This is a genomic window from Enterobacter sp. KB-280D8 (genome assembly GCF_041399405.1).
Taxonomy (GTDB): domain Bacteria; phylum Pseudomonadota; class Gammaproteobacteria; order Enterobacterales; family Enterobacteriaceae; genus Enterobacter; species Enterobacter cloacae_N.
Window position 1 is genome coordinate 55,609 of sequence record NZ_JBGKEC010000013.1, and the last position, 25,348, is coordinate 80,956.

Consider the following 25,348-nt stretch of genomic DNA (forward strand, 5'->3'; position numbering starts at 1 on the left):
GTCACCTGTATAACCAGTAGGCGGTGGCGTCGATGTTGGCACCACTCGCAATATAACGTTTAAGCGCGGCGGTGTTGCCCACCTGGGTCGCCACCCGCAGCGTCTCAACCTGCTGCTGCTGCGCCCAGTGCAGCGCCGCCTGCATGAGTTTCTCACCCATGCCGCGCCCGGCTAATAAGCCAATACGCGCCTCACGCGCGTTGAGCTTGCGCAGCGAGACAAATCCCTGAATCTGACCGTTCGCTGTACGGAAAACCAGGCAGACGTGGTCAAAGGTGCCTTTGACCGCATTCTCTACCCACTGGGCATAGAAACGTCCGCTATCGTCAGGGGCATACCAGGGCGTGCGAAAGCGGCTCTGCGCAAACGCCTGAGCCGCCATCTGGCGCAGCACAGGAATGTCCTGTTCCGTTGCAATTTCCGCGCCGGACACATCGTGCCAGGTAAGGGCAATGGAAAGGTCTACCTCACCCTCAACCAGCTGAAAACCACGCTGCTGGAGCGCGTCAAGCAGGTCGGCACGGTCCGCCGGGATTTTAGCCTGCACGCGCTGCCAGACGCTGAAGTCTACTTCCTGCAGGGCGGGCGCATTTTCGCACAAGCGGACTATCGCCGAGGGGCGGGCAAAAAATGTGCTTTCCCACTCAAGGGATTCAAGCACGCCGTGAAGTTCACTCAACGCCAGACGCCTTTCGTATCAACCACATACTGCTGACGTACGGCATCACCGGACGTCGCTTTAAACTCTTTATGATCCACCAGCAGCACCAGCACGTCCGCCGTCGCCAGCGCGTCATCGAGCGCCGTCAGCGTGCAATGCCCCGCCAGTTTTGCCGGCAGTTCATGAACATTTGGCTCGACCACCAGCGTTTCGCCCTTATGCCATTCGGCAATCATCTCGGCAATTTCCATCGCCGGGCTTTCGCGCAGATCATCAATGTTGGGTTTAAATGCCAGACCAAAGCAGGCAATTTTCAGCTCGCTGGCGCGCTTACCGCTCTCTGCCAGACAGTCCGCTACCGTCGCTTTAACCTGGTTGAGCACCCAGTGAGGTTTGCTGTCGTTCACTTCTCGCGCGGTGCGAATCAGACGCGCCTGCGCCGGGTTCTGCGCCACGATAAACCACGGGTCGACGGCGATACAGTGGCCGCCCACCCCCGGGCCAGGCTGGAGAATGTTGACGCGCGGATGGCGATTCGCCAGGCGGATTAACTCCCAAACGTTAATCCCCTGATCGGCGCAAATAAGCGACAGTTCGTTAGCAAAGGCGATGTTAACGTCACGGAAGCTGTTTTCAGTCAGCTTGCACATCTCGGCTGTGCGGGAGTTGGTCACTACGCATTCGCCTTCCAGGAAAATCTTGTACAGCGCGCTGGCGCGTTCAGAACAGACCGGCGTCATGCCGCCAATGACGCGGTCGTTTTTAATCAGTTCGACCATCACCTGCCCCGGCAGCACGCGCTCCGGGCAGTAGGCGATGTTGATATCCGCCTGCTCGCCAGCCTGTTGCGGGAAGCGTAAATCAGGACGCGCTTCTGCAAGCCACTGTGCCATCTGCTCGGTGGCCCCCACCGGAGAGGTTGACTCCAGAATCACCAGCGCGCCTTTCTTCAGCACGGGGGCAATGGATTTTGCCGCCGCCTCGACATAGACCATATCGGGCTCGTGGTCGCCTTTAAAGGGCGTTGGAACGGCAATCAGGTAGGCATCCGCTTCCACTGGCGTCGTGCTGGCGCGCAGGAAGCCGCCATCAACCGCCTCTTTCACGACTCGGTCAAGATCGGGCTCTACAATATGAATTTCGCCACGATTAATGGTTTCTACCGCCCGTGCGTTGATATCCACACCGACAACCTGTTTTTGACGGGAGGCGAATGCCGCCGCCGTGGGCAGGCCAATATAGCCAAGGCCAATGACAGAGATGGTAGTAAAACTCATAGCGATACCCGATTGTGTTTAAGTGCATGCAAAATACGGCCACAAGCCTGCCCGTCTCCATATGGATTGTGGGCCCGGCTCATCGCCTGATACGCTTCATCGTCGTGCAGAAGGCGAGTGACCTCTTCGACGATGAGCTGTGCGTTGGTGCCGACCAGACGCACCGTCCCGGCTTTAACCGCTTCCGGACGTTCAGTGGTTTCACGCATCACCAGTACCGGCTTGCCAAGAGAGGGCGCTTCTTCCTGAATCCCACCCGAATCGGTGAGGATCAGCCAGGCGTGGTTCATCAGCCAGACAAACGGCATGTAGTCCTGCGGTTCAATCAGCAGGACGTTTTCGACGTGGCCCAGGATGCGGTTGACCGGCTCGCTGACGTTAGGGTTAAGGTGAACCGGATAGACAATTTGCACATCGTCGTTCTGCGCGGCGATTTCAGCCAGCGCGTGACAGATTTGCTCAAAACCCCGTCCAAAGCTTTCGCGACGGTGGCCAGTGACCAGAATGGTTTTTTTGCCGTTATTCAGGAACGGATAGCGGGCAGCGAGCTCTTTCTGCAGCTCGCCGTTTGCCAGTACGCGATCGCGTACCCAAATCAACGCATCAATGACCGTATTGCCGGTCACAAAAATGTTGTTATCGGCGACATTTTCACGCAGCAGGTTCTGCCGAGAGTTCTCGGTTGGCGCAAAGTGGTACATCGCCAGATGCCCGGTAAGCGTACGGTTGGCCTCTTCCGGCCACGGAGAATAAAGATTGCCGGTGCGCAGGCCCGCTTCAACATGACCGACGGGAATACGCTGGTAAAACGCGGCCAGGCTTGTTGCCATCGTCGTCGTGGTATCGCCGTGCACCAGCACGACGTCGGGCTTGAACGACTCCAGGATAGGCTTGAGATCCTGCAGTATGCGACAGGTTATTTCCGTCAATCCCTGTCCCGGCTTCATAATATTGAGGTCGTAATCCGGGACGATGGAAAAGAGGGTTAGGACCTGATCGAGCATCTCACGGTGCTGAGCCGTGACGCAGACCTTCGCTTCAATATCAGGATCGCTGGCCAGCGCATGAACCAGAGGCGCCATCTTAATGGCCTCCGGCCTGGTGCCAAATACAGTAAGTACTTTCACATCGATTCTCTTCGATTAGACGATGAAGGCCATAGCCTTCATCGTAAACGGCGTTCTTAGTTTGTACGACGACGCGTTAACGCCACGCCAGCCCCAACGAGTGCGCCCACAATCCCCCACATGATCATCAGGAATGCACGACGCGGACTGTCGCGTTTTACAGGTTCTTCAGGCGTTCTCAAATAACGATAGGTCTGAAAACGCGGATCCAGGGAGGGGCCGACATTAAGCGTATTAAGCATCGCGCGATTTTGATCGTAGTCGAGGTCAAAATCAGGCCCAACGGCCTGCAGATTTTCCAGACGCGCCTGCAGCATTGGGCGACCAAGAAGGAACATTTCAGAATCAGGTAATTCATCAGCCGGAACATCCGTCTCAGTGCGGGAAATGTTGTGCTGTTCCGCAATTTTCAGCGCCTGCTGAATATTATGGACGCGGCGCGCAAAAATAGCGTTTGCCACCTCTTCCTGACGTTTGACCTGTGCCTTCATCTGGATAGTACGGGCTGCCCAGGCACCTTTGAGCTCTTCATTGAGATGGCTTGCGGCACGCTGGCTGGCAAACGCGACGTACTGGCGCAACAGATTGTTGGCGTCCGGCGCGGTTTCGGCAATCAGCTTAACGCTGTCGTTGACGTTACGCAGCGCGTCGCCGGGCATAAACTGAATATTATTAATCAGATCGTCCAGCAGCGCGGCATCGGCTTTAGTGTTATCAACCCGACGCTGCTTGTAGTAATCCGTCTGGGACCAGAAATCGCGGCGCGTATCCCATGACGCCAGTTGCATCACAAACTCTTTGTAGGCCTCATCCATAACGGAGGCCTGGTCCGGGGTGGCAAGACTGGCTTTAATATCCAGGTTTCGCAGGAATTGCTGCTGGGAATAGTACCCCCCGAGCATGTTAACCGTTGGTCTGTCCGTGATTGCCGTGGCGCTCCACTCCTGTTTCGCAAAGAACGTGTAGGCCAGCGCCAACAGTGCGAACCCCAGCGCGATTCCCGCAATCCAAAGTTTGCCTGCCCATAACACGCGAAACAAACCCCGAATATCCAGTTCATTCTCAGTTACCACTGATTTCGCTCCCGCCAACGGTTGAGTCATCATAGTCCCGGTTTTACTTAGTTAATGTTGTGTTTTTGCCACTGTTACGTCGCATCCTGCGCTTAATACGTTTAATGAAACGCGCCACCTTCCATGCGCGCTTAATGCAGTAGCCGTAGAGAGAAAATGCTAGCAAGAACAATACCAACATGGCCCACTCAGGCACAAAATGCGTATATTCCGCCGTCACGCCAATCCCCGCTAGAATAGCAGCCGCCAGCGTAATAAGCACAAATGCCTGCCGGGAAGTGAATCCGGCTCGCATGATCAGATGATGAATGTGCTGACGGTCAGCAGAGAATGGGCTCATCCCTTTACGCAGTCGGCGATACATAATCGCAACCATATCCATTAACGGGATGGCGATAATCCATAAGGCTGTTACCGGACTGATGGGATGTACATCGCCCTGAGTAGTTTCCAGCAAAATCCAAATGATAGTAAAGCCGATAAGCGTGCTACCCGCATCCCCCATGAAGACTTTATAGCGTCGGCCCAATGCGCCGAGATTTAACAGGATATATGGCAGGATTGCTGCAATCATGGCGAAACACCACATAGCAAGGCTATATTGCCCATCGAACCATAAAATGAAACCAATTGCGGCAAATGAGACGCAGGAGAGGCCTCCAAGCAAACCATCAATACCGTCAACCATGTTGAACGCGTTAATCGCCACCCACACGGCAAAAAGTGTCAGGAAATAGCCGAACGGGCCGAGTTCCATCTCCCAGGAGCCAAAAATATAGCCCAGGCTACTCAAGTGCAACTTAGCGAATACCATCATTGCAATAGCGACAGCTGCCTGAACGAAAGCGCGGATTTTGACGCTAATGTCGTATCTATCGTCAAGAGCACCGATCACGACAAGAACTGCTGCGCAAGAGAGATACAACCTGGCATGCGGAATATAGTAATCTGCAATAGCAAAAGTGAAGCAGATCCCTGCAAAAACAGAGATACCACCGACCAGAGGGATCATGCCTTGATGACGTTTACGGAAGTTGGGTTTATCCACTAAGCCCAGATATTTCGCCACCTTACGTGCCAGAAACAAAAAGCAGGTGGTAAATAAGAAAATACTGGTTAGTTCAGTAAACGTATCAAGTAGGTTCACAATGGGTGTTCTCAACAAATGTTAGTCAAGGAAGTATAACCATCAAGGCGCCGAGCCTGAAGTTATAAAGCAAACCTCTTACAATTCCATTTGTTTATTATTCAAGCTATTAATGTTTTTACTGTGCGAATTATCTTATTGTCGCACTGACCGGTCAAAATTGGGAGTAGGTGGTACTAGCGTATAGTCCATAAAAGAAAAACGCCACGTAAAAACGTGGCGTTCGCTGGCTTTATTTGCGTTACGAGCGCTTCATCATGTCGAAGAAGTCGTCGTTGGTTTTGGTCATCGCCAGTTTGTTAATGAGGAACTCCATCGCGTCAATTTCACCCATTGGATGGATGATTTTGCGCAGGATCCACATTTTCTGCAGCTCTTCCTGCGTGGTGAGCAGCTCTTCTTTACGGGTACCGGAACGGTTGTAGTCGATAGCCGGGAAGACGCGTTTTTCAGCGATCTTACGAGAAAGGTGCAGTTCCATGTTACCTGTACCTTTAAATTCTTCGTAAATCACTTCGTCCATTTTAGAACCGGTATCGATCAGCGCCGTTGCGATGATGGTCAGGCTGCCGCCCTCTTCCACGTTACGTGCGGCACCGAAGAAGCGCTTCGGACGATGCAGGGCGTTAGCATCCACACCACCGGTCAGCACTTTACCGGAAGCTGGCACCACGGTGTTGTAAGCGCGCGCCAGACGGGTGATAGAGTCGAGCAGGATGATCACGTCTTTCTTGTGCTCAACCAGGCGTTTAGCCTTCTCGATAACCATTTCCGCAACCTGAACGTGGCGAGATGCTGGCTCGTCGAAGGTAGAAGCAACCACTTCACCTTTAACCAGACGCTGCATCTCGGTTACTTCTTCCGGACGTTCGTCAATCAGCAGCACCATCAGCACGCAGTCTGGGTGGTTATAGGCGATGCTCTGCGCGATGTTCTGCAGCAGCATGGTTTTACCCGCTTTCGGCGGCGCCACAATCAGACCACGCTGGCCACGACCGATTGGCGATGCCAAATCCAGAACACGCGCGGTTAAGTCTTCGGTAGAACCGTTACCACGCTCCATGCGCAGGCGAGAGTTCGCGTGCAGCGGCGTTAAGTTCTCAAAGAGGATCTTATTACGCGAGTTTTCCGGCTTATCGAAGTTAACTTCATTGACTTTCAACAGCGCAAAGTAGCGTTCACCCTCTTTAGGAGGACGAATCTTACCTGAAATGGTGTCACCAGTGCGGAGGTTGAAACGGCGGATTTGGCTGGGGGATACGTAGATGTCGTCAGGGCCGGCGAGGTAGGAGCTGTCTGCAGAGCGGAGGAAACCAAATCCGTCTTGCAATATCTCCAGCACACCGTCGCCAAAGATATCTTCGCCACTCTTAGCGTGCTGCTTCAGGATGGCGAAAATGATGTCCTGCTTGCGCATACGAGCCTGGTTTTCCAGCCCCATATTTTCGCCGAGAGTGATCAGCTCAGAAACCGGCGTATTCTTTAATTCGGTAAGATTCATAATGGTGTGGGTTCTTAAACTCGGGGTGATTCTCGAACTTAATGTTGTGAATGGTATGGCAGGGTCATCCATGCCTGTTTAGCGGCCATCACCTCATGTCTGTTCGCTGTCTGGTCACAGGGAAAGAACGCAGAACTGAAACGACAAGACGGATTGAGTGACAAGCCCGGAATTTAGCCACTTCACGCATTGTTCATGTCAACAACGGGAAGTATCGGGTAAAACAAGATTCAAACAACAGATATGTTTAAAACGAAGTCATAGCTAACTTAGCACGACTTCAGCCGGGCGTCCAGAGTTCCACATCATTTAGCCGGGGGCTCTGGACGCACAGCGGAGAAACCTTACGCCAGGTTAGCGTCCAGGAACTCTTTCAGCTGACCTTTGGACAGCGCGCCCACTTTGGTCGCCGCCACTTCGCCGTTTTTGAACAGCAGAAGGGTCGGGATGCCACGGATACCGTATTTTGGTGCGGTACCCGGGTTCTGGTCGATGTTCAGCTTGGCAACCGTCAGTTTGCCCTGATATTCGTCAGCGATCTCATCCAGAATCGGGGCGATCATTTTGCAAGGACCACACCATTCAGCCCAGAAATCGACGAGGATCAGCCCGTCAGCCTTAAGTACGTCCGTGTCAAAACTGTCGTCAGTCAGGTGAATAATTTTATCGCTCATATATAACTCCACAGGAATAAGCCTGGTACGTTGGTTTTGTCTCCACCAACGACGTGTTGATGTCGCATTAACCAACTAAAGGTTGACTTTATTTCACCGGATACGCTTTCGTAAAGCAATAGTAAGCTGATATTCTACCACACTATGAGCAAAACACATTTAACAGAACAGAAGTTTTCCGACTTCGCCCTGCACCCGAAGGTGATTGAAGCCCTTGAAAATAAAGGGTTTCATAACTGCACGCCCATTCAGGCTCTCGCCCTGCCGCTGACGCTGGCCGGTCGCGATGTTGCAGGGCAGGCGCAAACCGGTACCGGCAAAACGATGGCGTTCTTAACGTCAACGTTCCATTATTTACTTTCTCACCCAGCGATTGCAGACCGCAAAGTTAACCAGCCGCGCGCGCTAATTATGGCCCCGACGCGAGAACTGGCGGTACAGATCCATGCAGACGCTGAGCCTCTGGCGCAGGCCACCGGCCTGAAGCTTGGCCTGGCCTATGGCGGCGACGGCTACGATAAGCAGCTGAAAGTGCTGGAAAGCGGCGTGGATATCCTGATCGGTACCACCGGCCGTCTTATCGACTACGCCAAACAGAATCACATTAACCTCGGCGCAATCCAGGTTGTGGTGCTCGATGAAGCTGACCGTATGTACGATCTGGGCTTCATTAAAGACATCCGCTGGCTGTTCCGCCGTATGCCGCCGGCCAACCAGCGCCTGAACATGCTGTTCTCTGCAACCCTCTCCTACCGCGTTCGCGAGCTGGCGTTCGAGCAGATGAACAATGCGGAATATGTGGAAGTGGAACCTGAGCAGAAAACGGGTCACCGCATTAAAGAAGAGCTCTTCTATCCTTCCAATGAAGAGAAAATGCGTCTGCTGCAAACTCTGATTGAAGAAGAGTGGCCCGATCGCGCCATTATCTTCGCGAACACTAAACACCGCTGTGAAGACATCTGGGGCCATCTGGCTGCCGATGGTCATCGTGTTGGCCTGTTGACCGGCGACGTGGCGCAGAAAAAACGCCTGCGTATTCTGGAAGAGTTCACCCGTGGCGATCTCGATATTCTGGTCGCAACCGACGTGGCGGCACGTGGTTTACACATTCCGGCCGTGACGCACGTCTTTAACTACGATCTGCCAGACGACTGCGAAGACTACGTACACCGTATCGGTCGTACTGGTCGTGCGGGCGCAAGCGGTCACTCGATTAGCCTTGCGTGTGAAGAGTATGCGCTGAATCTTCCAGCCATTGAGACCTACATCGGTCACTCTATCCCGCAGAGCAAATACAATCCGGAAGCGCTGTTAAGCGAACTGCCGCCGCCTAAGCGTCTTACCCGCCCGCGCTCCGGCAATGGTCCGCGTCGTTCAGGCGGCGCACCGCGTAATCGTCGTCGTTCAGGTTAAGAAAATATGCTCAGCTCCACCTCGCTCTATGCGGCAATTGATCTCGGTTCGAATAGTTTTCATATGCTGGTTGTGCGTGAGGTGGCGGGAAGCATACAAACGCTGACGCGCATTAAGCGCAAGGTCCGCCTCGCGGCGGGCCTGAGCAGCGATAATCACCTCTCCCCTGAAGCCATGGAACGTGGCTGGCAGTGTCTGCGCCTCTTTGCTGAGCGTTTGCAGGATATCCCGCATGCCCAAATCACCGTCGTCGCCACAGCGACGCTCCGACTGGCGGTTAACGCCGTAGATTTTATTGCCAAAGCGCAGGAAATTCTGGGGTGTCCGGTTCAGGTTATTAGCGGCGAAGAAGAAGCACGCCTGATCTACCAGGGCGTTGCCCACACCACCGGGGGTGACGATCGCCGCCTGGTGGTGGATATCGGCGGTGCCAGTACCGAGCTGGTCACCGGCACCGGCGCGCAGGCCACGTCACTGTTCAGCCTGTCGATGGGCTGCGTAACCTGGCTTGAGCGCTACTTTACCGATCGGAACCTGGGGAAAGAGAATTTCGACGAGGCGGAATACGCCGCGCGCGAAGTGTTACGCCCGGTGATGGACGAACTGCGCTATCACGGCTGGAAAGTCTGCGTGGGTGCGTCGGGTACCGTTCAGGCCTTGCAGGAAATCATGATGGCGCAGGGAATGGACGAGCGAATTACGCTTGCCAAACTTCAGCAGCTTAAACAGCGTGCCATTCAGTGCGGACGCCTGGAAGAGCTGGAAATTGAAGGCCTGACGCTGGAACGTGCCCTGGTTTTCCCGAGCGGGTTGGCCATTCTGATTGCCATATTCACCGAACTGAATATCCAGTGTATGACCCTGGCCGGCGGCGCGCTGCGCGAAGGTCTGGTCTACGGGATGCTGCATCTGTCGGTGGATCAGGACATCCGCAACCGTACTCTGCGCAACGTGCAGCGCCGTTTTCTGGTTGATATCGATCAGGCTGGCCGTGTATCGCAGCTGGCATCACGCTTTGCCGACCAGGTCGCTAACGCCTGGGATCTTGATCATCTGAGCCGCGATTTATTGCTGAGCGCCTGTGCGCTGCACGAGGTGGGGCTAAGCATTGATTTTAAGCAGGCACCTGCTCACGCAGCGTATCTGGTGCGCAACCTGGATTTGCCGGGCTACACGCCTGCACAGAAAAAGCTGCTGGCAACGCTGCTGCTAAACCAAACCAATGCCGTAGACCTCTCCTCTTTGCATCAGCAAAACGCCGTACCGCCGCGCGTGGCCGAGCATCTGTGCCGCCTGCTGCGTCTGGCGATCCTGTTTGCCAGCCGCCGCCGCGATGATTTGCTGCCTGCCATTAATCTGCTAGCCGATGATGAAAAGCTGACGCTGACGCTGCCAGAAAACTGGATTGATAATCACCCGCTTGGGGCAGAGATGATCGAGCAGGAGTGCCAGTGGCAGAGCTATGTGCACTGGGTACTCGAGGTGAAGTAATACGCTGAACATTGCCGGGTGGTGGCTTCGCCTTACCCGGCCTTGTATTATCCTTTCTCTTTGGCTTTTGCCAGCATGGCGCGGATGTTTGCCACGTTAGCCTGCCCCTTGTGCATCCGCTCTTCTGCGGTAATCACCTTGCGCTCCTGTTCCCAGATCAGGTCATCTTGCGGCAATTCCAGCAGGAAACGGCTCGGTTCCGGGCGGACGAGTTCACCGTACTGGCGGCGCTCTTTACAAAGCGTGAACGTCAGCTCCTTCTGCGCACGGGTGATCCCCACGTAGGCCAGGCGGCGCTCCTCGTCGACGTTATCTTCATCAATGCTGCTCTGGTGCGGCAACAGTCCCTCTTCCATGCCGACCAGATACACATACGGGAACTCAAGCCCTTTTGACGCATGTAGCGTCATAAGCTGAACCTGATCGGCCTCTTCTTCGCTCTCGCCGCGCTCCATCATATCGCGCAGGGTAAAGCGAGTGACCACCTGCGTCAGTGTCATCGGCTCGTCAATTTCAGAGCCCTCCAGCATTTCGGTCATCCAGCTGAAAAGCTGGTTAACGTTTTTCATCCGCATCTCAGCGGCTTTCGGGCTGGCGGAGGTTTCGTACAGCCAGGATTCATAGTCGATGCCGTGGATCAGATCGCGTACGGCTGCCACAGGCTCGCGCTCTGCCAGCCGCTGTACTTCGCCAAGCCAGTGAGTGAAGCGGGTTAAATTATCATACCCGCGCCCCGTCAGCGTCTGGCTCAGGCCCATATCAAAGCTGGCGGTAAACAGGCTTTTATTGCGGGTCATCGCCCACTCGCCGAGCTTTTGCAGCGTTGCCGGTCCAATCTCTCGCTTCGGTGTATTCACGATGCGCAAAAACGCGCTGTCATCATCCGGATTAGTGAGCACGCGCAGATAGGCCAGCAGATCTTTGATCTCTGGACGCGAGAAGAACGAGGTGCCGCCCGAGATCTTGTACGGAATGCGGTTCTGCATCAGCATCTTTTCAAAGACGCGCGACTGGTGATTGCCGCGATAAAGGATAGCGTAATCTTTATATTCGGTTTTATTGACGAAGTGGTGAGCGATGAGTTCGCCCGTCACGCGCTCCGCTTCATGATCCTCATTGTTGGCGCTGAGCACTTTCAGCTCCGTGCCGTAGCCCAGTTCGGAGAAGAGACGCTTCTCAAAAACGTGCGGGTTATTGGCAATCAGGATGTTTGCTGCCTTCAGGATACGCCCGGAGGAGCGGTAGTTCTGCTCCAGCTTAATCACCTGCAGGGCGGGGAAATCTTTGCTCAACAGCACCAGGTTTTGTGGGCGCGCGCCGCGCCAGGAGTAAATTGACTGGTCATCATCGCCTACCACGGTGAAACGCGCGCGCTGCCCCACCAGCAGCTTCACCAGCTCGTACTGGCTGGTGTTGGTGTCCTGATATTCATCCACCAGCAGGTAGCGGATTTTATTCTGCCAGCGCTCGCGCACTTCTTCATTGCGCTGCAGCAGCAGCGTGGGCAGCAGGATAAGGTCATCAAAGTCCAGCACGTTGCACGCTTTCATATGTGCATCGTACAGACCGTAGCAGTGGGCGAAGATCCGATCCCGTTCACCTTTAGCGATCGCCGCGGCCTGGGCCGGGGTCATCAGATCGTTTTTCCAGTTCGAGATCGTCGAGATCAGCTGCTGCAACAGCACCTTATCATCTTCGATCAGCCCCTCAGTAAGCTCTTTAAGCAACGCCACCTGGTCGGTATCGTCAAAAAGCGAGAAATTAGACTTCATTCCCAGCGCCGCATACTCGCGTTTGATGATATCCAGCCCCAGCGTGTGGAAGGTGGAGATCATTAGCCCGCGCGCCTCTTTGCGCCCCAGCGTCTGGCCGACGCGCTCTTTCATCTCGCGCGCCGCTTTATTGGTAAAGGTGACCGCCGCAATGTGGCGCGCCTGGTAGCCGCAGCCGCGGATCAGGTGCGCAATCTTGTTGGTGATGACGCGCGTTTTACCGGATCCTGCGCCCGCCAGTACCAGACACGGTCCGGTGACAAATTCGACGGCTTGTTGTTGTCCGGGGTTTAAACGCATAAATGATCGCTCAATGAAAGTCAGGAGGGGAGAATAACAGCGTGGTAGTATAGCGAGCCTAATCCATACCACTCAAGGCACGATCATGGCAAAAACAGCAGCAGCACTGCATATCCTTGTTAAAGAAGAGAAACTGGCTCTGGATCTTCTGGAGCAGATTAAAAACGGTGCCGACTTCGGCAAGCTGGCGAAGAAGCACTCTATTTGTCCGTCAGGCAAGCGTGGCGGCGATTTAGGTGAATTCCGTCAGGGTCAGATGGTTCCGGCGTTCGATAAAGTGGTTTTCTCCTGCCCGGTGCTGGAGCCAACCGGTCCGCTGCATACCCAGTTCGGTTATCACATCATTAAAGTGCTGTATCGGAAATAAACAGCAAGGCCTTCTCTTAGAGAAGGCCTTTAATGTTTGCACCCTCTCCCCGTGGGAGAGGGTCGGGGTGAGGGCATCAGCCCGCACCTGGTGTTAACCTGCTACCGCGATACGTTTCATATCGGTCATGTAGCCACGCAGTTTGTGGCCCACTTTCTCGATCTGGTGGCTGCGAATGGCTTCGTTTACGTCACGGAGCTGCGCGTTGTCTACCGCACCTTCCGCAATCGCTTTGCCCAGATCACCCGTCTGCAGGGTGGTCATGAACTCTTTCAGCAGCGGTACGCAGGCGTAAGAGAACAGGTAGTTACCGTATTCTGCGGTATCAGAGATAACCACGTTCATTTCGTACAGACGCTTACGGGCGATGGTGTTCGCAATCAGCGGCAGCTCGTGCAGAGATTCATAGTACGCAGACTCTTCGATGATGCCAGAATCCACCATGGTTTCGAACGCCAGCTCAACGCCTGCTTTCACCATCGCGATCATCAGTACGCCTTTATCGAAGTACTCCTGCTCGCCGATTTTACCTTCATACTGCGGCGCGGTTTCGAACGCGGTTTTACCGGTCTCTTCACGCCAGGTCAGCAGTTTCTTGTCGTCGTTCGCCCAGTCCGCCATCATGCCGGAAGAGAACTCGCCGGAGATGATGTCATCCATGTGTTTCTGGAACAGCGGCGCCATGATGGTTTTCAGCTGCTCAGAGAGTGCAAACGCGCGCAGTTTGGCCGGGTTGGACAGGCGGTCCATCATCAGCGTAATCCCGCCCTGCTTCAGCGCTTCGGTGATAGTTTCCCAGCCGAACTGAATCAGTTTTTCCGCATAGGCCGGGTCGGTACCTTCTTCCACCAGCTTGTCGAAGCAGAGCAGAGAACCGGCCTGCAGCATGCCGCACAGAATGGTCTGCTCGCCCATCAGGTCAGATTTCACTTCGGCAACGAAGGAGGATTCCAGAACGCCCGCACGGTGGCCGCCGGTCGCTGCAGCCCACGCTTTGGCAATCGCCATGCCTTCGCCTTTCGGATCGTTTTCAGGGTGAACCGCGATAAGCGTCGGTACGCCGAAGCCACGCTTGTACTCTTCGCGTACTTCCGTACCCGGGCACTTCGGCGCCACCATCACTACGGTGATGTCTTTACGGATCTGCTCGCCCACTTCAACGATGTTGAAGCCGTGGGAGTAGCCCAGCGCGGCGCCGTCTTTCATCAGCGGCTGTACGGAGCGCACTACGTCTGAGTGCTGCTTGTCTGGCGTCAGGTTAACAACCAGATCCGCCTGCGGGATCAGCTCTTCGTAGGTACCCACTTTGAAGCCGTTTTCGGTCGCTTTACGCCATGAAGCGCGCTTCTCGGCAATCGCTTCTTTACGCAGGGCGTAGGAGATATCCAGACCGGAGTCACGCATGTTCAGGCCCTGGTTCAGGCCCTGTGCGCCACAGCCGACGATGACCACTTTTTTACCCTGAAGGTAGCTCGCGCCATCGGCAAATTCGTCACGCGCCATGAAGCGGCATTTGCCCAGCTGCGCCAGCTGCTGGCGCAAGTTCAGTGTATTAAAGTAGTTAGCCATGGGTGATACCTCGTGATGTTGTGTGTCTTATAGTTCGGTTCGCGTTTCAGCGAGAATGTACCCACATTACAACAGGAAATTTATTGCGGAAATTGATATATTCACAACGTCATATTGCAATTTTTGCAATGTAAAAAGAGGGAGTGGAATCGGTGGATTTACGCGATCTAAAAATGTTCCTGCACCTGGCGGAAAGCCGCCATTTTGGCCGCAGCGCCCGGGCGATGCACGTCAGCCCCTCCACGCTTTCGCGCCAGATCCAACGCCTTGAGGAAGACCTCGGCCAGCCGCTGTTCGTACGCGATAACCGTACTGTCACCCTCACGGAAGCGGGAGAAGAGCTGCGCATTTTTGCCCAGCAGACGCTGTTGCAGTACCAGCAGCTGCGGCACGCCATCGATCAGCAGGGGCCATCGCTCTCCGGCGAACTGCATATTTTCTGCTCCGTGACCGCCGCCTATAGCCATCTGCCACCCATTCTCGACCGCTTCCGCGCAGCCCATCCGTCGGTTGAGATTAAGCTCACCACCGGCGACGCCGCCGACGCCATGGAAAAAGTGGTGACGGGCGAAGCGGATCTCGCCATCGCCGGGAAACCCGAAACCCTGCCGGGGGCAGTGGCGTTCTCGATGCTGGAGAACCTGGCGGTGGTACTGATTGCCCCGGCGCTGCCCTGCCCGGTACGTAACCAGGTCTCAGTGGAAAAACCGGACTGGTCCACGGTGCCGTTTATCATGGCCGATCAAGGGCCGGTGCGTCGCCGCATCGAGCTGTGGTTCCGCCGTCAGAAAATCAGCAATCCGTCGATATACGCTACCGTCAGCGGTCATGAGGCGATGGTGTCAATGGTGGCGCTCGGCTGCGGCGTAGCGCTGCTGCCGGAAGTGGTGCTGGAAAACAGCCCGGAACCAGTGCGCAATCGCGTGATGATTCTGGAACGCAGCGATGAGAAAACACCGTTCGAGCTTGGCGTGTGCGCACAAAAAAAGCGGCTGCATGAGCCGCTTATTGATGCGTTCTGGAAGATATTGCCGAACCACTAGCCCGCCAGAAAGAACCTGAACGCCGGGTTATGGGTTTCGTCGTGGCACTCATAACCCAGCTCGTTCAGCCGCGTTTCGAAATCCGGCTCGTGCTCGCCCAGTTCGAACGCCGCCAGCACGCGGCCGTAGTCGGTGCCGTGGCTGCGGTAGTGGAACAGAGAGATGTTCCAGTGCGTGCCCAGCGTGTGCAGGAACTTGAGCAGCGCGCCCGGCGATTCCGGGAATTCGAAGCTGAACAGGCGTTCCTGGAGTGGCTTCGATGGACGCCCGCCGACCATGTAGCGCACGTGCAGCTTCGCCATCTCGTCGTCAGAAAGATCGACCACGCTGTAGCCGCCGTTATGCAGCAGGCTAAGGATCTCTTTGCGCTCCTCCACGCCACGGCTCAGACGCACGCCGACAAAAATGCAGGCATCTTTGGCATCGGCAAAGCGGTAGTTGAACTCCGTCACCGAACGACCGCCCAGCAACTGGCAGAACTTGAGGAAGCTGCCCTTCTCTTCCGGAATCGTCACCGCCAGCAGCGCTTCCCGCTGTTCGCCCAGCTCGCAGCGCTCGGAAACGTAGCGCAAGCCGTGGAAGTTCACGTTCGCACCAGACAGCACGTGCGCCAGCCGCTCGCCGCGAATGTTGTGCTGCGCGATGTATTTTTTCATCCCCGCCAGCGCCAGCGCGCCGGACGGTTCCGCCACAGCACGCACGTCCTCGAACAGATCCTTCATCGCCGCGCAGATCGCGTCGCTGTCTACCGTGACGATATCATCGAGATATTCCTGGCACAGGCGGAAGGTTTCGTCGCCAATGCGCTTCACCGCCACGCCCTCGGCAAACAGCCCGACGCGCGGCAGGTCGACCGGATGGCCGGCATCCAGCGCCGCCTTCAGGCAGGCAGAGTCTTCCGCTTCAACGGCGATGACTTTGATCTGCGGCATCAGCTGTTTGATCAGCACCGCCACGCCCGCCGCCAGCCCACCGCCGCCCACCGGGACGAAGACGCGGTCGAGATGCGCATCCTGCTGCAGCAGTTCAAGCGCCAGCGTGCCCTGCCCGGCAATCACCATCGGGTGGTCGAACGGCGGCACCCAGGTAAAACCCTGCTGCTGCGCCAGCTCGATCGCTTTGGCTTTCGCTTCGTCAAAATTGGCACCGTGGAGCAGTACTTCCCCGCCGAAACCGCGGACCGCGTCGACTTTGATGTCTGCGGTAGCGACCGGCATCACGATCAGCGCCTTCAGCCCCAGACGGGCCGAGGAGAAGGCAACGCCCTGGGCGTGGTTGCCCGCCGACGCGGTAATCACGCCGCGCGCTTTCTGCTCGTCGGTCAGCCCGGCCATCATCGCGTAGGCGCCGCGCAGCTTGAAGCTGTGCACCGGCTGGCGGTCTTCGCGCTTGACCAGGATAACGTTGTCGAGGCGCGAAGAGAGTTTTTCCATTTTCTGCAGGGGCGTGACCTGCACGGCTTCATAGACCGGCGCGCGTAGCACCGCTCTCAGGTATTCCGCCCCCTCGGGGGCGGCGGATAAGGGTTGAGACTCGGCCATTATTAGCCCCCAAGTTTAGATTTATCGCGCACCGCGCCTTTATCTGCACTGGTGGCAAGGCTCGCGTAGGCGCGCAGGGCGAAGGAGACTTCACGCTGGCGGTCTTTAGGCGTCCAGGCTTTGTCGCCGCGGGCTTCCTGCGCTTCACGACGGGCCGCAATCTCCTGGTCGCTCAGCTTGAGCTGAATGCCGCGATTCGGAATGTCGATTTCGATCTGGTCGCCGTCTTCGATGATGGCGATGTTGCCGCCGCTTGCCGCTTCAGGGGAAACGTGGCCGATAGAGAGGCCGGAGGTGCCGCCGGAGAAACGTCCGTCGGTGATCAGCGCGCAGGCCTTACCAAGTCCCATAGATTTCAGGAAGGTGGTTGGGTAGAGCATCTCCTGCATGCCCGGACCGCCTTTCGGCCCTTCGTAGCGAATGACAACCACGTCGCCTTCCACCACTTTGCCGCCGAGGATGGCGTCTACCGCTTCATCCTGGCTTTCGTACACTTTCGCCGGACCGGTGAATTTCAGGATGCTGTCGTCCACGCCCGCGGTTTTCACGATGCAGCCGTTTTCCGCAAAGTTACCGTACAGCACGGCCAGACCGCCGTCTTTGCTGTAGGCATGCTCCAGCGAGCGGATGCAGCCTTCGGCACGGTCATCGTCCAGGGTATCCCAACGGCAATCCTGCGAGAACGCCTGCGTGGTGCGAATACCGGCAGGGCCAGCGCGGAACATCTTTTTCACCGCGTCGTCTTTGGTCAGCATCACGTCGTACTGGTCCAGCGACTCCGGCAGCGTCAGGCCGAGCACGTTTTTCACTTCACGGTTCAGCAGCCCGGCGCGATCCAGCTCGCCGAGGATACCGATGACGCCACCGGCACGGTGCACGTCTTCCATGTGGTACTTCTGGGTACTCGGCGCGACCTTACACAGCTGCGGCACTTTACGGGACAGCTTGTCGATGTCGCTCATGGTGAAGTCGATTTCGGCTTCCTGCGCGGCGGCCAGCAGGTGCAGAACGGTGTTGGTAGAGCCACCCATCGCGATATCCAGCGTCATGGCGTTCTCGAATGCGGCTTTGCTGGCGATGCTGCGCGGCAGCGCGCTGGCGTCGTCCTGCTCGTAGTAGCGTTTGGTCAGCTCAACGATGCGCTTACCGGCATTAAGGAACAGCTGCTTACGGTCGGCGTGGGTCGCCAGCAGCGAGCCGTTGCCCGGCTGAGAGAGGCCCAGCGCTTCGGTCAAGCAGTTCATGGAGTTAGCGGTGAACATCCCGGAACAGGAGCCGCAGGTCGGACACGCGGAGCGCTCTACCTGGTCACTCTGCTCGTCAGAGACTTTCGGGTCCGCGCCCTGGATCATCGCATCGACCAGGTCGAGCTTGATGATTTTGTCGGAGAGCTTGGTTTTCCCCGCTTCCATCGGGCCGCCGGAGACGAAGATCACCGGAATATTCAGGCGCAGGGAGGCCATCAGCATCCCCGGGGTGATTTTGTCGCAGTTGGAGATGCAGACCATCGCATCGGCGCAGTGGGCGTTAACCATGTACTCAACCGAGTCGGCGATCAGCTCGCGCGACGGCAGTGAATAGAGCATGCCACCGTGCCCCATCGCAATACCGTCATCCACCGCAATGGTGTTGAACTCTTTCGCCACGCCGCCTGAGGCTTCGATTTGCTCGGCAACCAGTTTGCCGAGATCGCGCAGGTGCACGTGGCCCGGTACGAACTGGGTGAAGGAGTTCACCACGGCGATAATCGGCTTGCCGAAATCGGCGTCGGTCATTCCGGTGGCGCGCCACAGCGCGCGGGCTCCCGCCATATTACGGCCGTGGGTGGTGGTGGCTGAACGATACTTAGGCATGCTTTATTGACTCCCGTCTGACTATTTAATGGGACGGTGCGTGCCGTCCCAAATTTATGCTTAGTGATTAACCTGATCTAACCAGCCGTATTTATCTTCTGTTTCGCCGGTGAAGAGGCCAAAGAACGCTTGCTGAATGCGCTTGGTGACCGGGCCACAGCGGCCTTCGCCCACCTGGATACCGTCTACGCTGCGCACCGGCGTGATTTCAGCTGCCGTACCGGACATGAACACTTCATCGGCCAGATACAGGGATTCGCGGGACAGCACCTGCTCGCGCACTTCGATACCCAGATCTTTCGCCAGCTTGATGATGGCGTCACGGGTGATGCCCGGCAGCGCGGACGAGGTGAACGGCGGCGTGAAAAGGATGCCGTCTTTCACTTCAAACAGGTTTTCGCCCGCACCTTCAGAGATGTAGCCGTTCACGTCCAGGGCGATACCTTCCTGATAGCCGTGGCGGCGCGCTTCGCTGCCGACCAGCAGGGAAGAAAGGTAGTTACCGCCTGCTTTCGCGGCGGTCGGGATGGTGTTTGGCGCCACGCGGTTCCAGGAAGAGACCATTGCGTCGATCCCCTGATCCAGTGCTTCTGCGCCCAGGTAGGCGCCCCACGGGAACGCGGCAATGATCACATCGGTGTTGTAACCGGCCGGCGGGTTCACGCCCATGCCGACGTCACCCACGAAGACCAGCGGACGAATATAGGCGCTGGTCAGTTTGTTCTGGCGAATCACTTCGCGGCAGGCTTCCATCAGCTCATCAACGCTTTGAGAGACCGGGAAACGATAAATTTTGGCTGAGTCATGCAGACGCTGCATGTGTTCGCGATGGCGGAACACCACTGGCCCTTTGTGAGAATCGTAGCAGCGGATGCCTTCAAACACGGAGGTACCGTAGTGCAGCGCGTGGGACATCACGTGGACCTTCGCGTCCTCCCAGCGAACCATCTCACCGTTGAACCAAATGTAATCAGCTTTTTTTGTCGTCATTTTTTCGTCCTGTCACGCTCAAGCGCGGATTTGTTGTGATGTGGTTGTGCTCTGGCAGATGGCAACATGGGCAACGTCTACCAGCTTTGATAACTGACTAAACAGTAAGTCGACCGGCCGCGGGCTGGCAACGGTTAATTCGATACTGATGTTTTGCGCGTCGGTGGCGGTTTCCATATTCATAGAGCAAATCTGAAAACCACGGTGACGGACCACGCGCAAAACGCGTTCTAAAGTTTCCGGGTTGAAGCGAGCCTGCACGGCGACCTGATGTTGCATCATGATAATTTCTCCAGCATTTGTGAGTTACTGGCACCGGGCGGTACCAACGGCCAGACGTTCTCAAGCTCGTCGATTGAGACATGAAGCAGGTATGGCCCTTCGCTTGAAAGCATGGTGTCGAGTGCCGCTTCAACCTGGTCTTTACGGGTGATGTGCTGGCCAGGAATGCCGAAGGCGCTGGCCAGAGTGAGGAAATCGGGGTTATCGGTCAGGGTTGTTTCGCTGTAACGCTCCTGGAAAAACAGCTGTTGCCACTGGCGAACCATCCCTAAACGCTGGTTATCGAGCAAGACGATCTTCAGCGGTAACTGCTTGCGCTTCACGGTGCCCAACTCCTGAACGTTCATCATGAAGGAGCCGTCACCGGAGATACAGATAACGGTATCGTTCGGGCGGGCTACCTGTGCGCCTACGGCTGCCGGCAGGCCAAACCCCATGGTGCCTAAGCCGCTGGAGGTGATGAAGTTTTCCGGGCGGGTGTAGGTCATGTGCTGTGCGGACCACATCTGATGCTGTCCCACATCCGTTGTCACCACGCTGTCTGCCGGCTTACGGTCGGAGAGTTGCTTCAACAGCAGCGGCGCGTAGATGGCCTCGCCGGGATGGTCGTAACGCCAGGCGTGCTCGGCGCGCATGTCTGCGGTGTGCTGACGCCATGCATTGATATCCAGCGGCTGCTGCAGTGCCGGTAACAGCGCGTTGAGATCGCCCTGCAGCGCGATATGCGCCTGACGCAGTTTGTTCATCTCCGCCGGGTCGATATCCATATGAATAACTTTGGCATTTGGTGCGAAGGTATTGAGCTTGCCGGTGACGCGGTCGTCGAAACGAGCCCCCACGGCAATGAGCAGATCGCACTCCTGCACCGCCAGGTTTGCCGCCTTGGTGCCATGCATTCCCAGCATGCCGAGGTAGTACGGGTAGTCCGCGTCGACTGCGCCCAGACCTTTCAGCGTGCAGGTAGCGGGCATCTGCGTCACCGCGATAAATTCGCGCAGGGCAGGAACGGCCTGCGCCATGCCTACACCACCGCCAACATAGAGCATCGGCTGTTTCGCCTGCGCCATCATCTGACGCGCCTCTTCAACGTCTGCATGCGGGAATGCTTCGTTGCTTTCAACGGTAGAGAAGTGCGGCTCCAGATCGCCGAGTGCAACCTGAATATCTTTCGGGATATCCACCAGAACCGGGCCAGGACGGCCAGAACTGGCGACCTCGAACGCTTCGGCCATCACGCGAGGCAGCTCTTCGAGAGATTGAACGAGGAAGCTGTGCTTGGTGCAGGCCAGCGATAAGCCGAGGACGTCCACTTCCTGAAAGGCATCGGTACCAATGAACGGAGAGGCTACCTGACCGGTAATCGCCACGACGGGGACGGAATCGAGCAGCGCATCAGCCAGGCCGGTGATCAGGTTCGTTGCACCCGGACCTGAGGTCGCCATGCACACGCCTGTTTTACCTGTCGCACGGGCATAGCCAATGGCTGCCATCGCTGCGCCCTGCTCGTGTCGGCACAAGAGGTGTTCCACGCCGCCGTCATACAGTGCATCGTAAATCGGCATAATTGCGCCACCCGGATAACCGAATACTGTCTCGACTCCCTGCGCGCGCAACGCATGTACTACCCATTGTGCCCCATTCATAGTTAGTTCCCCGTCATAAATCTGGAGAAACAGAATTTTATGCTGGTGTTCATTCTCTGCTCCTCGTTTAAGTTTTTTAGTCATAAAAAAACCCCCGGACCTTTCGGTGCGGGGGTCTTAGTTCGTTAAGGCTTGATTTCTAAGCCTTTCCTCGTCCAAGTGCAGCCCCGCACGGTGGGATAATAATCACCACCACGCTAATCACGACCAGGCTAATCACTCGTAGAAGGGCTGTCATTTTCAGTTCTTTTTGCATCTTGTTCGAAGGAATACCTAAAGAGTTATCACAGTTTTTAAATCAAACACAAGATTTATTTATGACGGACTTGGTTAGCCAGCGAATCATTTCCCATGAAGACGTTGTTTTATATAAGGAAATTTGGGAATGAATTTTTTTCATTTTTTTCCTGCCGTTCTTAACGTCAAAACGGGGGTTTTTATACTCTGCGAGGGTGCTTCCACAGTTATGCAATGGTTTCACTGTGCTATCAAAATCTCTGAACAGGCAGCGTAAATACACCAAAAGACACTAAACAAAGAAAACGGGCAATGGCACAGTCACACCAGGAGGTAGTACAAATGTCACTGTCAGTTGTTTATACGCGAGCGGCTCTCGGGGTGAAGGCTCCGCTTATTTCCGTAGAGGTTCATTTGAGTAATGGCCTCCCCGGACTCACGCTTGTTGGGTTACCTGAAACCACGGTCAAAGAGGCCAGGGACCGCGTTCGTAGTGCAATAATAAACAGCGGTTATACCTTCCCCGCAAAGAAGATCACCATCAACCTTGCCCCCGCAGACCTGCCTAAAGAGGGTGGGCGATATGATTTACCTATCGCAATTGCGCTTCTCGCGGCTTCTGAGCAGCTTAATACGACCAGGCTAGGCTCGTACGAGTTCGTGGGTGAACTCGCGCTCACAGGCGCATTGAGAGGCGTTCCCGGTGCGATATCGGGAGCGCTGGAAGCAATACGTGCAGGGCGGCAAATCGTTGTGGCCAATGAAAACGCATCAGAAGTGAGTCTTATTGCAGAAAAGGGATGCCTCATCGCAGGGCATCTCCAGGAAGTGTGCGCCTGGCTGGAGGGCCGGCACGAACTGTCCGAGCCGGAAGAGTGTGACGAGGCTATAGCGGATGCGCCAGAAGACCTCAGCGAGATCATGGGACAAGAGCAAGGGAAACGGGCGCTGGAGATTACGGCAGCGGGTGGTCACAATCTTCTGCTGATTGGCCCGCCGGGTACGGGCAAAACCATGCTGGCAAGCAGGCTGAGCGGGTTGCTCCCACCGCTTAATAACCATGAAGCGCTGGAAAGCGCTGCCATTTATAGCCTTATCAGTTCAACGTCGTTGCATAAACAGTGGCGCCGCCGTCCTTTTCGTTCACCGCATCATAGCGCTTCGCTGACGGCAATGGTCGGCGGTGGGTCTATTCCGGGGCCGGGTGAGATCTCACTGGCACACAATGGCATTCTGTTCCTCGATGAGCTGCCTGAATTTGAGCGGCGCGTGCTGGATGCACTGAGGGAGCCCATTGAATCCGGTGAGATACATATCTCACGCACGCGAGCCAAAATAAGCTATCCCGCCCAGTTTCAGCTTGTCGCAGCGATGAATCCCAGCCCGACGGGTCACTACCAGGGAAACCATAACCGCTGTACGCCAGAGCAAACGCTGCGCTATCTGGGAAAGCTTTCCGGCCCGTTCCTCGATCGTTTCGATATATCACTGGAAATCCCCCTTCCGCCGCCGGGCCTGCTAAGGCAGACGCGTACACAGGGTGAAAGCTCAGCGACTGTACGCGAGCGGGTTATCGCGGCGCAGGCACGGCAGTACGCTCGACAAAACAGACTGAATGCACGGCTGGATAATGCCGGGATTCGACAGTTTTGTTCTCTTAACGCTGAAGATGCGGGATGGCTGGAAGAGACGCTGACGCGCTTTGGGCTTTCCATACGTGCGTGGCAGCGCTTGTTAAAAGTAGCCAGAACCATTGCTGACGTGGAGGGCTGTACTGACATTGAGAGGAAACATTTGCAGGAAGCGTTGAGCTATCGGGCGATCGATCGTTTGCTTTTGCATCTGCAAAAGTTACTGGCATAAAAAAGGGGCCGTAGCCCCTTTTTCTTAATCATCAGACTCGGTGTAGTCTTCTGCACCTTCCATCTGCGGTTTACCGCCAGACAGCGTATGGAAACGTTTTGGACGCTTAATGCGAGCCATGTACTTGATCCATACACGTTCTGCTTCAGACTGCGGCTCACGCTCACCACGGCACACCGAGACAAACTGCTTTTCATCTTCGGTTGCAGGCTCACGTTTACCCAGATCCAGCTCGTTAAAGGCATAACCATGACGCTCAAGCAGCTGCGCCTCTTTGATGGTGAAATCGCCGTGACGAGAGAACCCGCGCGGATAATGTTTATTGTCGAAAAAACGATTAGTCGTCGTAAAGCTTTCCGCCATCCTACACGCTCCTAATTCTTTGGCCGAGCTATTTATGGCGCGGAGTATTAGTTACGCTTGACAGAGTGTAAAACAAAACATTTAAATCATAACGACAAATTATTTTGCGGAGAAAGATGTGGATACGGAATTGCTAAAAACTTTCCTTGAAGTGAGCAGAACGCGCCACTTCGGGCGAGCAGCTGAAGCCCTTTACCTGACGCAGTCAGCAGTCAGTTTTCGTATTCGACAGCTGGAAAATCAACTGGGTGTGAATCTTTTTACCCGTCACCGCAACAACATCCGTTTAACGCCCGCCGGTGAGAAACTGCTCCCGTATGCCGAAACGCTGATGAACACATGGCAGGCAGCACGCAAAGAGGTTGCCCATACGTCGAGGCACAATGAATTCTCAATAGGGGCCAGCGCGTCTCTGTGGGAATGTATGCTCAGTCAGTGGCTTACCCGGCTATATCACTCCCATGGTCATTTGCAATTTGAAGCCCGAATTGCGCAACGTCAGTCGCTGGTTAAGCAACTTCATGAGCGCCAGCTTGATCTTCTGATCACAACTGAAGCCCCCAAGATGGACGAATTTAGCAGCCAGATTGTGGGGCAGTTTGGTCTGGCGCTTTATGCCTCTGAGCCTTCGATGATGAAAGCAGACCTGACCTATTTACGCCTGGAATGGGGGCCAGATTTTCAACAGCATGAGACGGGATTGATTGCTCCTGATGATGTTCCACAGCTAACAACCAGTTCTGCCGAGATTGCCTGTCAGCAACTTCCCCTTTTGAAGGGTTGCACCTGGTTACCCGTTCGTTGGGCAGACACCAGGCCTGGACTGCATACCGTGGTGGATTCCACCACCCTTTCGCGACCACTATATGCAATTTGGCTACAAAACAGTGATAAGCAATCGCAGATAAAAGATCTATTAAAAATCAATGTAATGGATTGATGCTGAGGCCAGCAGAGATGCTGGCTGCATTTTAGAATGCGGAAATTTTCCCGAATTTCAGGCAAAAAAAAATCCTTTGCCGAAGCAAAGGATTCTATATGGCAGGGGCGGAGAGACTCGAACTCGCGACACCCGGTTTTGGAGACCGGTGCTCTACCAACTGAGCTACGCCCCTAAAGTTTTTTGCCATTAAGCCTGCCAGTGATGGCAGGCTTAATGTC

At 55.6% G+C, this 25,348-nt stretch carries 23 protein-coding genes and 1 tRNA gene; 6 read left to right on the top strand and 18 right to left on the bottom strand.

Going from position 1 to position 25,348, the window contains the following annotated elements; all coding sequences use genetic code 11:
• Window position 1: 1 nt before the first annotated feature.
• From rffC to trxA, 7 genes are all read right to left on the bottom strand, one after another.
• Entirely contained in the window at window positions 2–679 is a 678-nt protein-coding gene (rffC, locus tag AB8818_RS21175) for a dTDP-4-amino-4,6-dideoxy-D-galactose acyltransferase (RefSeq protein WP_192985201.1), read from the bottom strand.
• Window positions 676–1,938 carry a UDP-N-acetyl-D-mannosamine dehydrogenase gene (wecC, locus tag AB8818_RS21180; RefSeq protein ID WP_163330945.1) on the bottom strand — a complete coding sequence of 421 codons (1,263 nt, stop codon included), beginning with the start codon at window positions 1,936–1,938 and terminating at the stop codon, window positions 676–678. The genes rffC and wecC overlap by 4 nt, the downstream gene beginning before the upstream one ends.
• Window positions 1,935–3,065, bottom strand: coding sequence for a non-hydrolyzing UDP-N-acetylglucosamine 2-epimerase (gene wecB / locus AB8818_RS21185; protein WP_163330946.1), 1,131 nt, complete (start codon window positions 3,063–3,065; stop codon window positions 1,935–1,937). The genes wecC and wecB overlap by 4 nt, the downstream gene beginning before the upstream one ends.
• A gap of 56 nt (window positions 3,066–3,121) precedes the next feature.
• Window positions 3,122–4,168, bottom strand: a complete 1,047-nt coding sequence (gene wzzE / locus AB8818_RS21190) for an ECA polysaccharide chain length modulation protein (protein ID WP_116343689.1) — start codon at window positions 4,166–4,168, stop codon at window positions 3,122–3,124.
• A 13-nt stretch (window positions 4,169–4,181) separates the two neighbouring features.
• A complete protein-coding gene (gene wecA / locus AB8818_RS21195; RefSeq protein WP_080330358.1) occupies window positions 4,182–5,285 on the bottom strand; it encodes a UDP-N-acetylglucosamine--undecaprenyl-phosphate N-acetylglucosaminephosphotransferase in 1,104 nt (367 codons plus the stop codon).
• A gap of 241 nt (window positions 5,286–5,526) precedes the next feature.
• Window positions 5,527–6,786 (bottom strand): transcription termination factor Rho, encoded by a 1,260-nt coding sequence (rho, locus tag AB8818_RS21200; RefSeq protein WP_008501566.1) that lies wholly within the window; start codon window positions 6,784–6,786, stop codon window positions 5,527–5,529.
• 344 nt (window positions 6,787–7,130) lie between these two features.
• A complete protein-coding gene (trxA, locus tag AB8818_RS21205; protein ID WP_006179218.1) occupies window positions 7,131–7,460 on the bottom strand; it encodes a thioredoxin TrxA in 330 nt (109 codons plus the stop codon).
• Between the two features lie 144 nt (window positions 7,461–7,604).
• On the opposite strand from trxA, the gene rhlB reads away from it, so the two are divergent.
• Window positions 7,605–8,873, top strand: a complete 1,269-nt coding sequence (rhlB, locus tag AB8818_RS21210; RefSeq protein ID WP_021242834.1) for an ATP-dependent RNA helicase RhlB — start codon at window positions 7,605–7,607, stop codon at window positions 8,871–8,873.
• A gap of 6 nt (window positions 8,874–8,879) precedes the next feature.
• Complete coding sequence (gppA, locus tag AB8818_RS21215) at window positions 8,880–10,364, top strand: guanosine-5'-triphosphate,3'-diphosphate diphosphatase (protein WP_163330948.1); 1,485 nt, start codon at window positions 8,880–8,882, stop codon at window positions 10,362–10,364.
• Window positions 10,365–10,411: 47 nt separating this feature from the next.
• Here the strand turns inward: gppA and rep are convergent, their stop codons facing one another.
• Entirely contained in the window at window positions 10,412–12,436 is a 2,025-nt protein-coding gene (gene rep / locus AB8818_RS21220; RefSeq protein WP_116343687.1) for a DNA helicase Rep, read from the bottom strand.
• An 85-nt stretch (window positions 12,437–12,521) separates the two neighbouring features.
• Here rep and ppiC point away from each other — a divergent pair, with 85 nt between their 5' ends.
• The gene (ppiC, locus tag AB8818_RS21225; protein WP_004886861.1) at window positions 12,522–12,803 is read left to right on the top strand and encodes a peptidylprolyl isomerase PpiC; all 282 of its coding nucleotides are present in this window, start codon (window positions 12,522–12,524) and stop codon (window positions 12,801–12,803) included.
• A 93-nt stretch (window positions 12,804–12,896) separates the two neighbouring features.
• Here the strand turns inward: ppiC and ilvC are convergent, their stop codons facing one another.
• Window positions 12,897–14,372, bottom strand: coding sequence for a ketol-acid reductoisomerase (ilvC, locus tag AB8818_RS21230; protein WP_045261004.1), 1,476 nt, complete (start codon window positions 14,370–14,372; stop codon window positions 12,897–12,899).
• A gap of 152 nt (window positions 14,373–14,524) precedes the next feature.
• On the opposite strand from ilvC, the gene ilvY reads away from it, so the two are divergent.
• Window positions 14,525–15,415, top strand: a complete 891-nt coding sequence (gene ilvY / locus AB8818_RS21235) for an HTH-type transcriptional activator IlvY (RefSeq protein ID WP_116343686.1) — start codon at window positions 14,525–14,527, stop codon at window positions 15,413–15,415.
• Here the strand turns inward: ilvY and ilvA are convergent.
• The 7 genes from ilvA to ilvL all read right to left on the bottom strand — a co-directional run bounded on the left by ilvA (window position 15,412) and on the right by ilvL (window position 21,962).
• Window positions 15,412–16,956, bottom strand: a complete 1,545-nt coding sequence (gene ilvA / locus AB8818_RS21240) for a threonine ammonia-lyase, biosynthetic (protein ID WP_116343727.1) — start codon at window positions 16,954–16,956, stop codon at window positions 15,412–15,414. The genes ilvY and ilvA overlap by 4 nt on opposite strands.
• A gap of 2 nt (window positions 16,957–16,958) precedes the next feature.
• A complete protein-coding gene (gene ilvD, locus AB8818_RS21245) occupies window positions 16,959–18,809 on the bottom strand; it encodes a dihydroxy-acid dehydratase (protein ID WP_192985203.1) in 1,851 nt (616 codons plus the stop codon).
• Between the two features lie 60 nt (window positions 18,810–18,869).
• On the bottom strand, window positions 18,870–19,799 hold the full coding sequence (gene ilvE / locus AB8818_RS21250; protein ID WP_003860182.1) for a branched-chain-amino-acid transaminase: 930 nt from the start codon (window positions 19,797–19,799) through the stop codon (window positions 18,870–18,872).
• Window positions 19,800–19,817: 18 nt separating this feature from the next.
• Entirely contained in the window at window positions 19,818–20,081 is a 264-nt protein-coding gene (ilvM, locus tag AB8818_RS21255) for an acetolactate synthase 2 small subunit (protein WP_003860184.1), read from the bottom strand.
• Window positions 20,078–21,724, bottom strand: coding sequence for an acetolactate synthase 2 catalytic subunit (gene ilvG / locus AB8818_RS21260; protein ID WP_116343684.1), 1,647 nt, complete (start codon window positions 21,722–21,724; stop codon window positions 20,078–20,080). The genes ilvM and ilvG overlap by 4 nt, the downstream gene beginning before the upstream one ends.
• 2 nt (window positions 21,725–21,726) lie before the next feature.
• Window positions 21,727–21,777 carry a peptide IlvX gene (gene ilvX, locus AB8818_RS21265; RefSeq protein ID WP_192985207.1) on the bottom strand — a complete coding sequence of 17 codons (51 nt, stop codon included), beginning with the start codon at window positions 21,775–21,777 and terminating at the stop codon, window positions 21,727–21,729.
• 86 nt (window positions 21,778–21,863) lie between these two features.
• Window positions 21,864–21,962 carry an ilv operon leader peptide gene (gene ilvL / locus AB8818_RS21270; protein ID WP_001311244.1) on the bottom strand — a complete coding sequence of 33 codons (99 nt, stop codon included), beginning with the start codon at window positions 21,960–21,962 and terminating at the stop codon, window positions 21,864–21,866.
• A 341-nt stretch (window positions 21,963–22,303) separates the two neighbouring features.
• Here ilvL and AB8818_RS21275 point away from each other — a divergent pair, with 341 nt between their 5' ends.
• Window positions 22,304–23,824, top strand: a complete 1,521-nt coding sequence (locus AB8818_RS21275; RefSeq protein ID WP_192985205.1) for a YifB family Mg chelatase-like AAA ATPase — start codon at window positions 22,304–22,306, stop codon at window positions 23,822–23,824.
• Between the two features lie 24 nt (window positions 23,825–23,848).
• Here AB8818_RS21275 and AB8818_RS21280 read toward each other — a convergent pair whose 3' ends face one another.
• Window positions 23,849–24,187, bottom strand: coding sequence for a DUF413 domain-containing protein (locus AB8818_RS21280; RefSeq protein ID WP_008501577.1), 339 nt, complete (start codon window positions 24,185–24,187; stop codon window positions 23,849–23,851).
• Window positions 24,188–24,305: 118 nt separating this feature from the next.
• Here AB8818_RS21280 and hdfR point away from each other — a divergent pair, with 118 nt between their 5' ends.
• Window positions 24,306–25,127, top strand: a complete 822-nt coding sequence (gene hdfR / locus AB8818_RS21285; protein WP_116343682.1) for an HTH-type transcriptional regulator HdfR — start codon at window positions 24,306–24,308, stop codon at window positions 25,125–25,127.
• Between the two features lie 99 nt (window positions 25,128–25,226).
• On the opposite strand, the gene AB8818_RS21290 is transcribed toward hdfR, so the two are convergent.
• A tRNA-Trp gene (locus tag AB8818_RS21290) sits at window positions 25,227–25,302 on the bottom strand.
• Window positions 25,303–25,348 lie beyond the last annotated feature (46 nt).

Bases quoted from the DNA above. Each gene is read 5' to 3' on its own strand.
- wecC (WP_163330945.1), bottom strand. From the start codon at position 1,938: ATGAGTTTTACTACCATCTCTGTCATTGGCCTTGGCTATATTGGCCTG.
- wzzE (WP_116343689.1), bottom strand. From the start codon at position 4,168: ATGACTCAACCGTTGGCGGGAGCGAAATCAGTGGTAACTGAGAATGAA.
- rho (WP_008501566.1), bottom strand. From the start codon at position 6,786: ATGAATCTTACCGAATTAAAGAATACGCCGGTTTCTGAGCTGATCACT.
- trxA (WP_006179218.1), bottom strand. From the start codon at position 7,460: ATGAGCGATAAAATTATTCACCTGACTGACGACAGTTTTGACACGGAC.
- rhlB (WP_021242834.1), top strand. From the start codon at position 7,605: ATGAGCAAAACACATTTAACAGAACAGAAGTTTTCCGACTTCGCCCTG.
- gppA (WP_163330948.1), top strand. From the start codon at position 8,880: ATGCTCAGCTCCACCTCGCTCTATGCGGCAATTGATCTCGGTTCGAAT.
- rep (WP_116343687.1), bottom strand. From the start codon at position 12,436: ATGCGTTTAAACCCCGGACAACAACAAGCCGTCGAATTTGTCACCGGA.
- ppiC (WP_004886861.1), top strand. From the start codon at position 12,522: ATGGCAAAAACAGCAGCAGCACTGCATATCCTTGTTAAAGAAGAGAAA.
- ilvC (WP_045261004.1), bottom strand. From the start codon at position 14,372: ATGGCTAACTACTTTAATACACTGAACTTGCGCCAGCAGCTGGCGCAG.
- ilvA (WP_116343727.1), bottom strand. From the start codon at position 16,956: ATGGCCGAGTCTCAACCCTTATCCGCCGCCCCCGAGGGGGCGGAATAC.
- ilvD (WP_192985203.1), bottom strand. From the start codon at position 18,809: ATGCCTAAGTATCGTTCAGCCACCACCACCCACGGCCGTAATATGGCG.
- ilvE (WP_003860182.1), bottom strand. From the start codon at position 19,799: ATGACGACAAAAAAAGCTGATTACATTTGGTTCAACGGTGAGATGGTT.
- ilvM (WP_003860184.1), bottom strand. From the start codon at position 20,081: ATGATGCAACATCAGGTCGCCGTGCAGGCTCGCTTCAACCCGGAAACT.
- ilvG (WP_116343684.1), bottom strand. From the start codon at position 21,724: ATGAATGGGGCACAATGGGTAGTACATGCGTTGCGCGCGCAGGGAGTC.
- ilvL (WP_001311244.1), bottom strand. From the start codon at position 21,962: ATGACAGCCCTTCTACGAGTGATTAGCCTGGTCGTGATTAGCGTGGTG.
- AB8818_RS21275 (WP_192985205.1), top strand. From the start codon at position 22,304: ATGTCACTGTCAGTTGTTTATACGCGAGCGGCTCTCGGGGTGAAGGCT.
- AB8818_RS21280 (WP_008501577.1), bottom strand. From the start codon at position 24,187: ATGGCGGAAAGCTTTACGACGACTAATCGTTTTTTCGACAATAAACAT.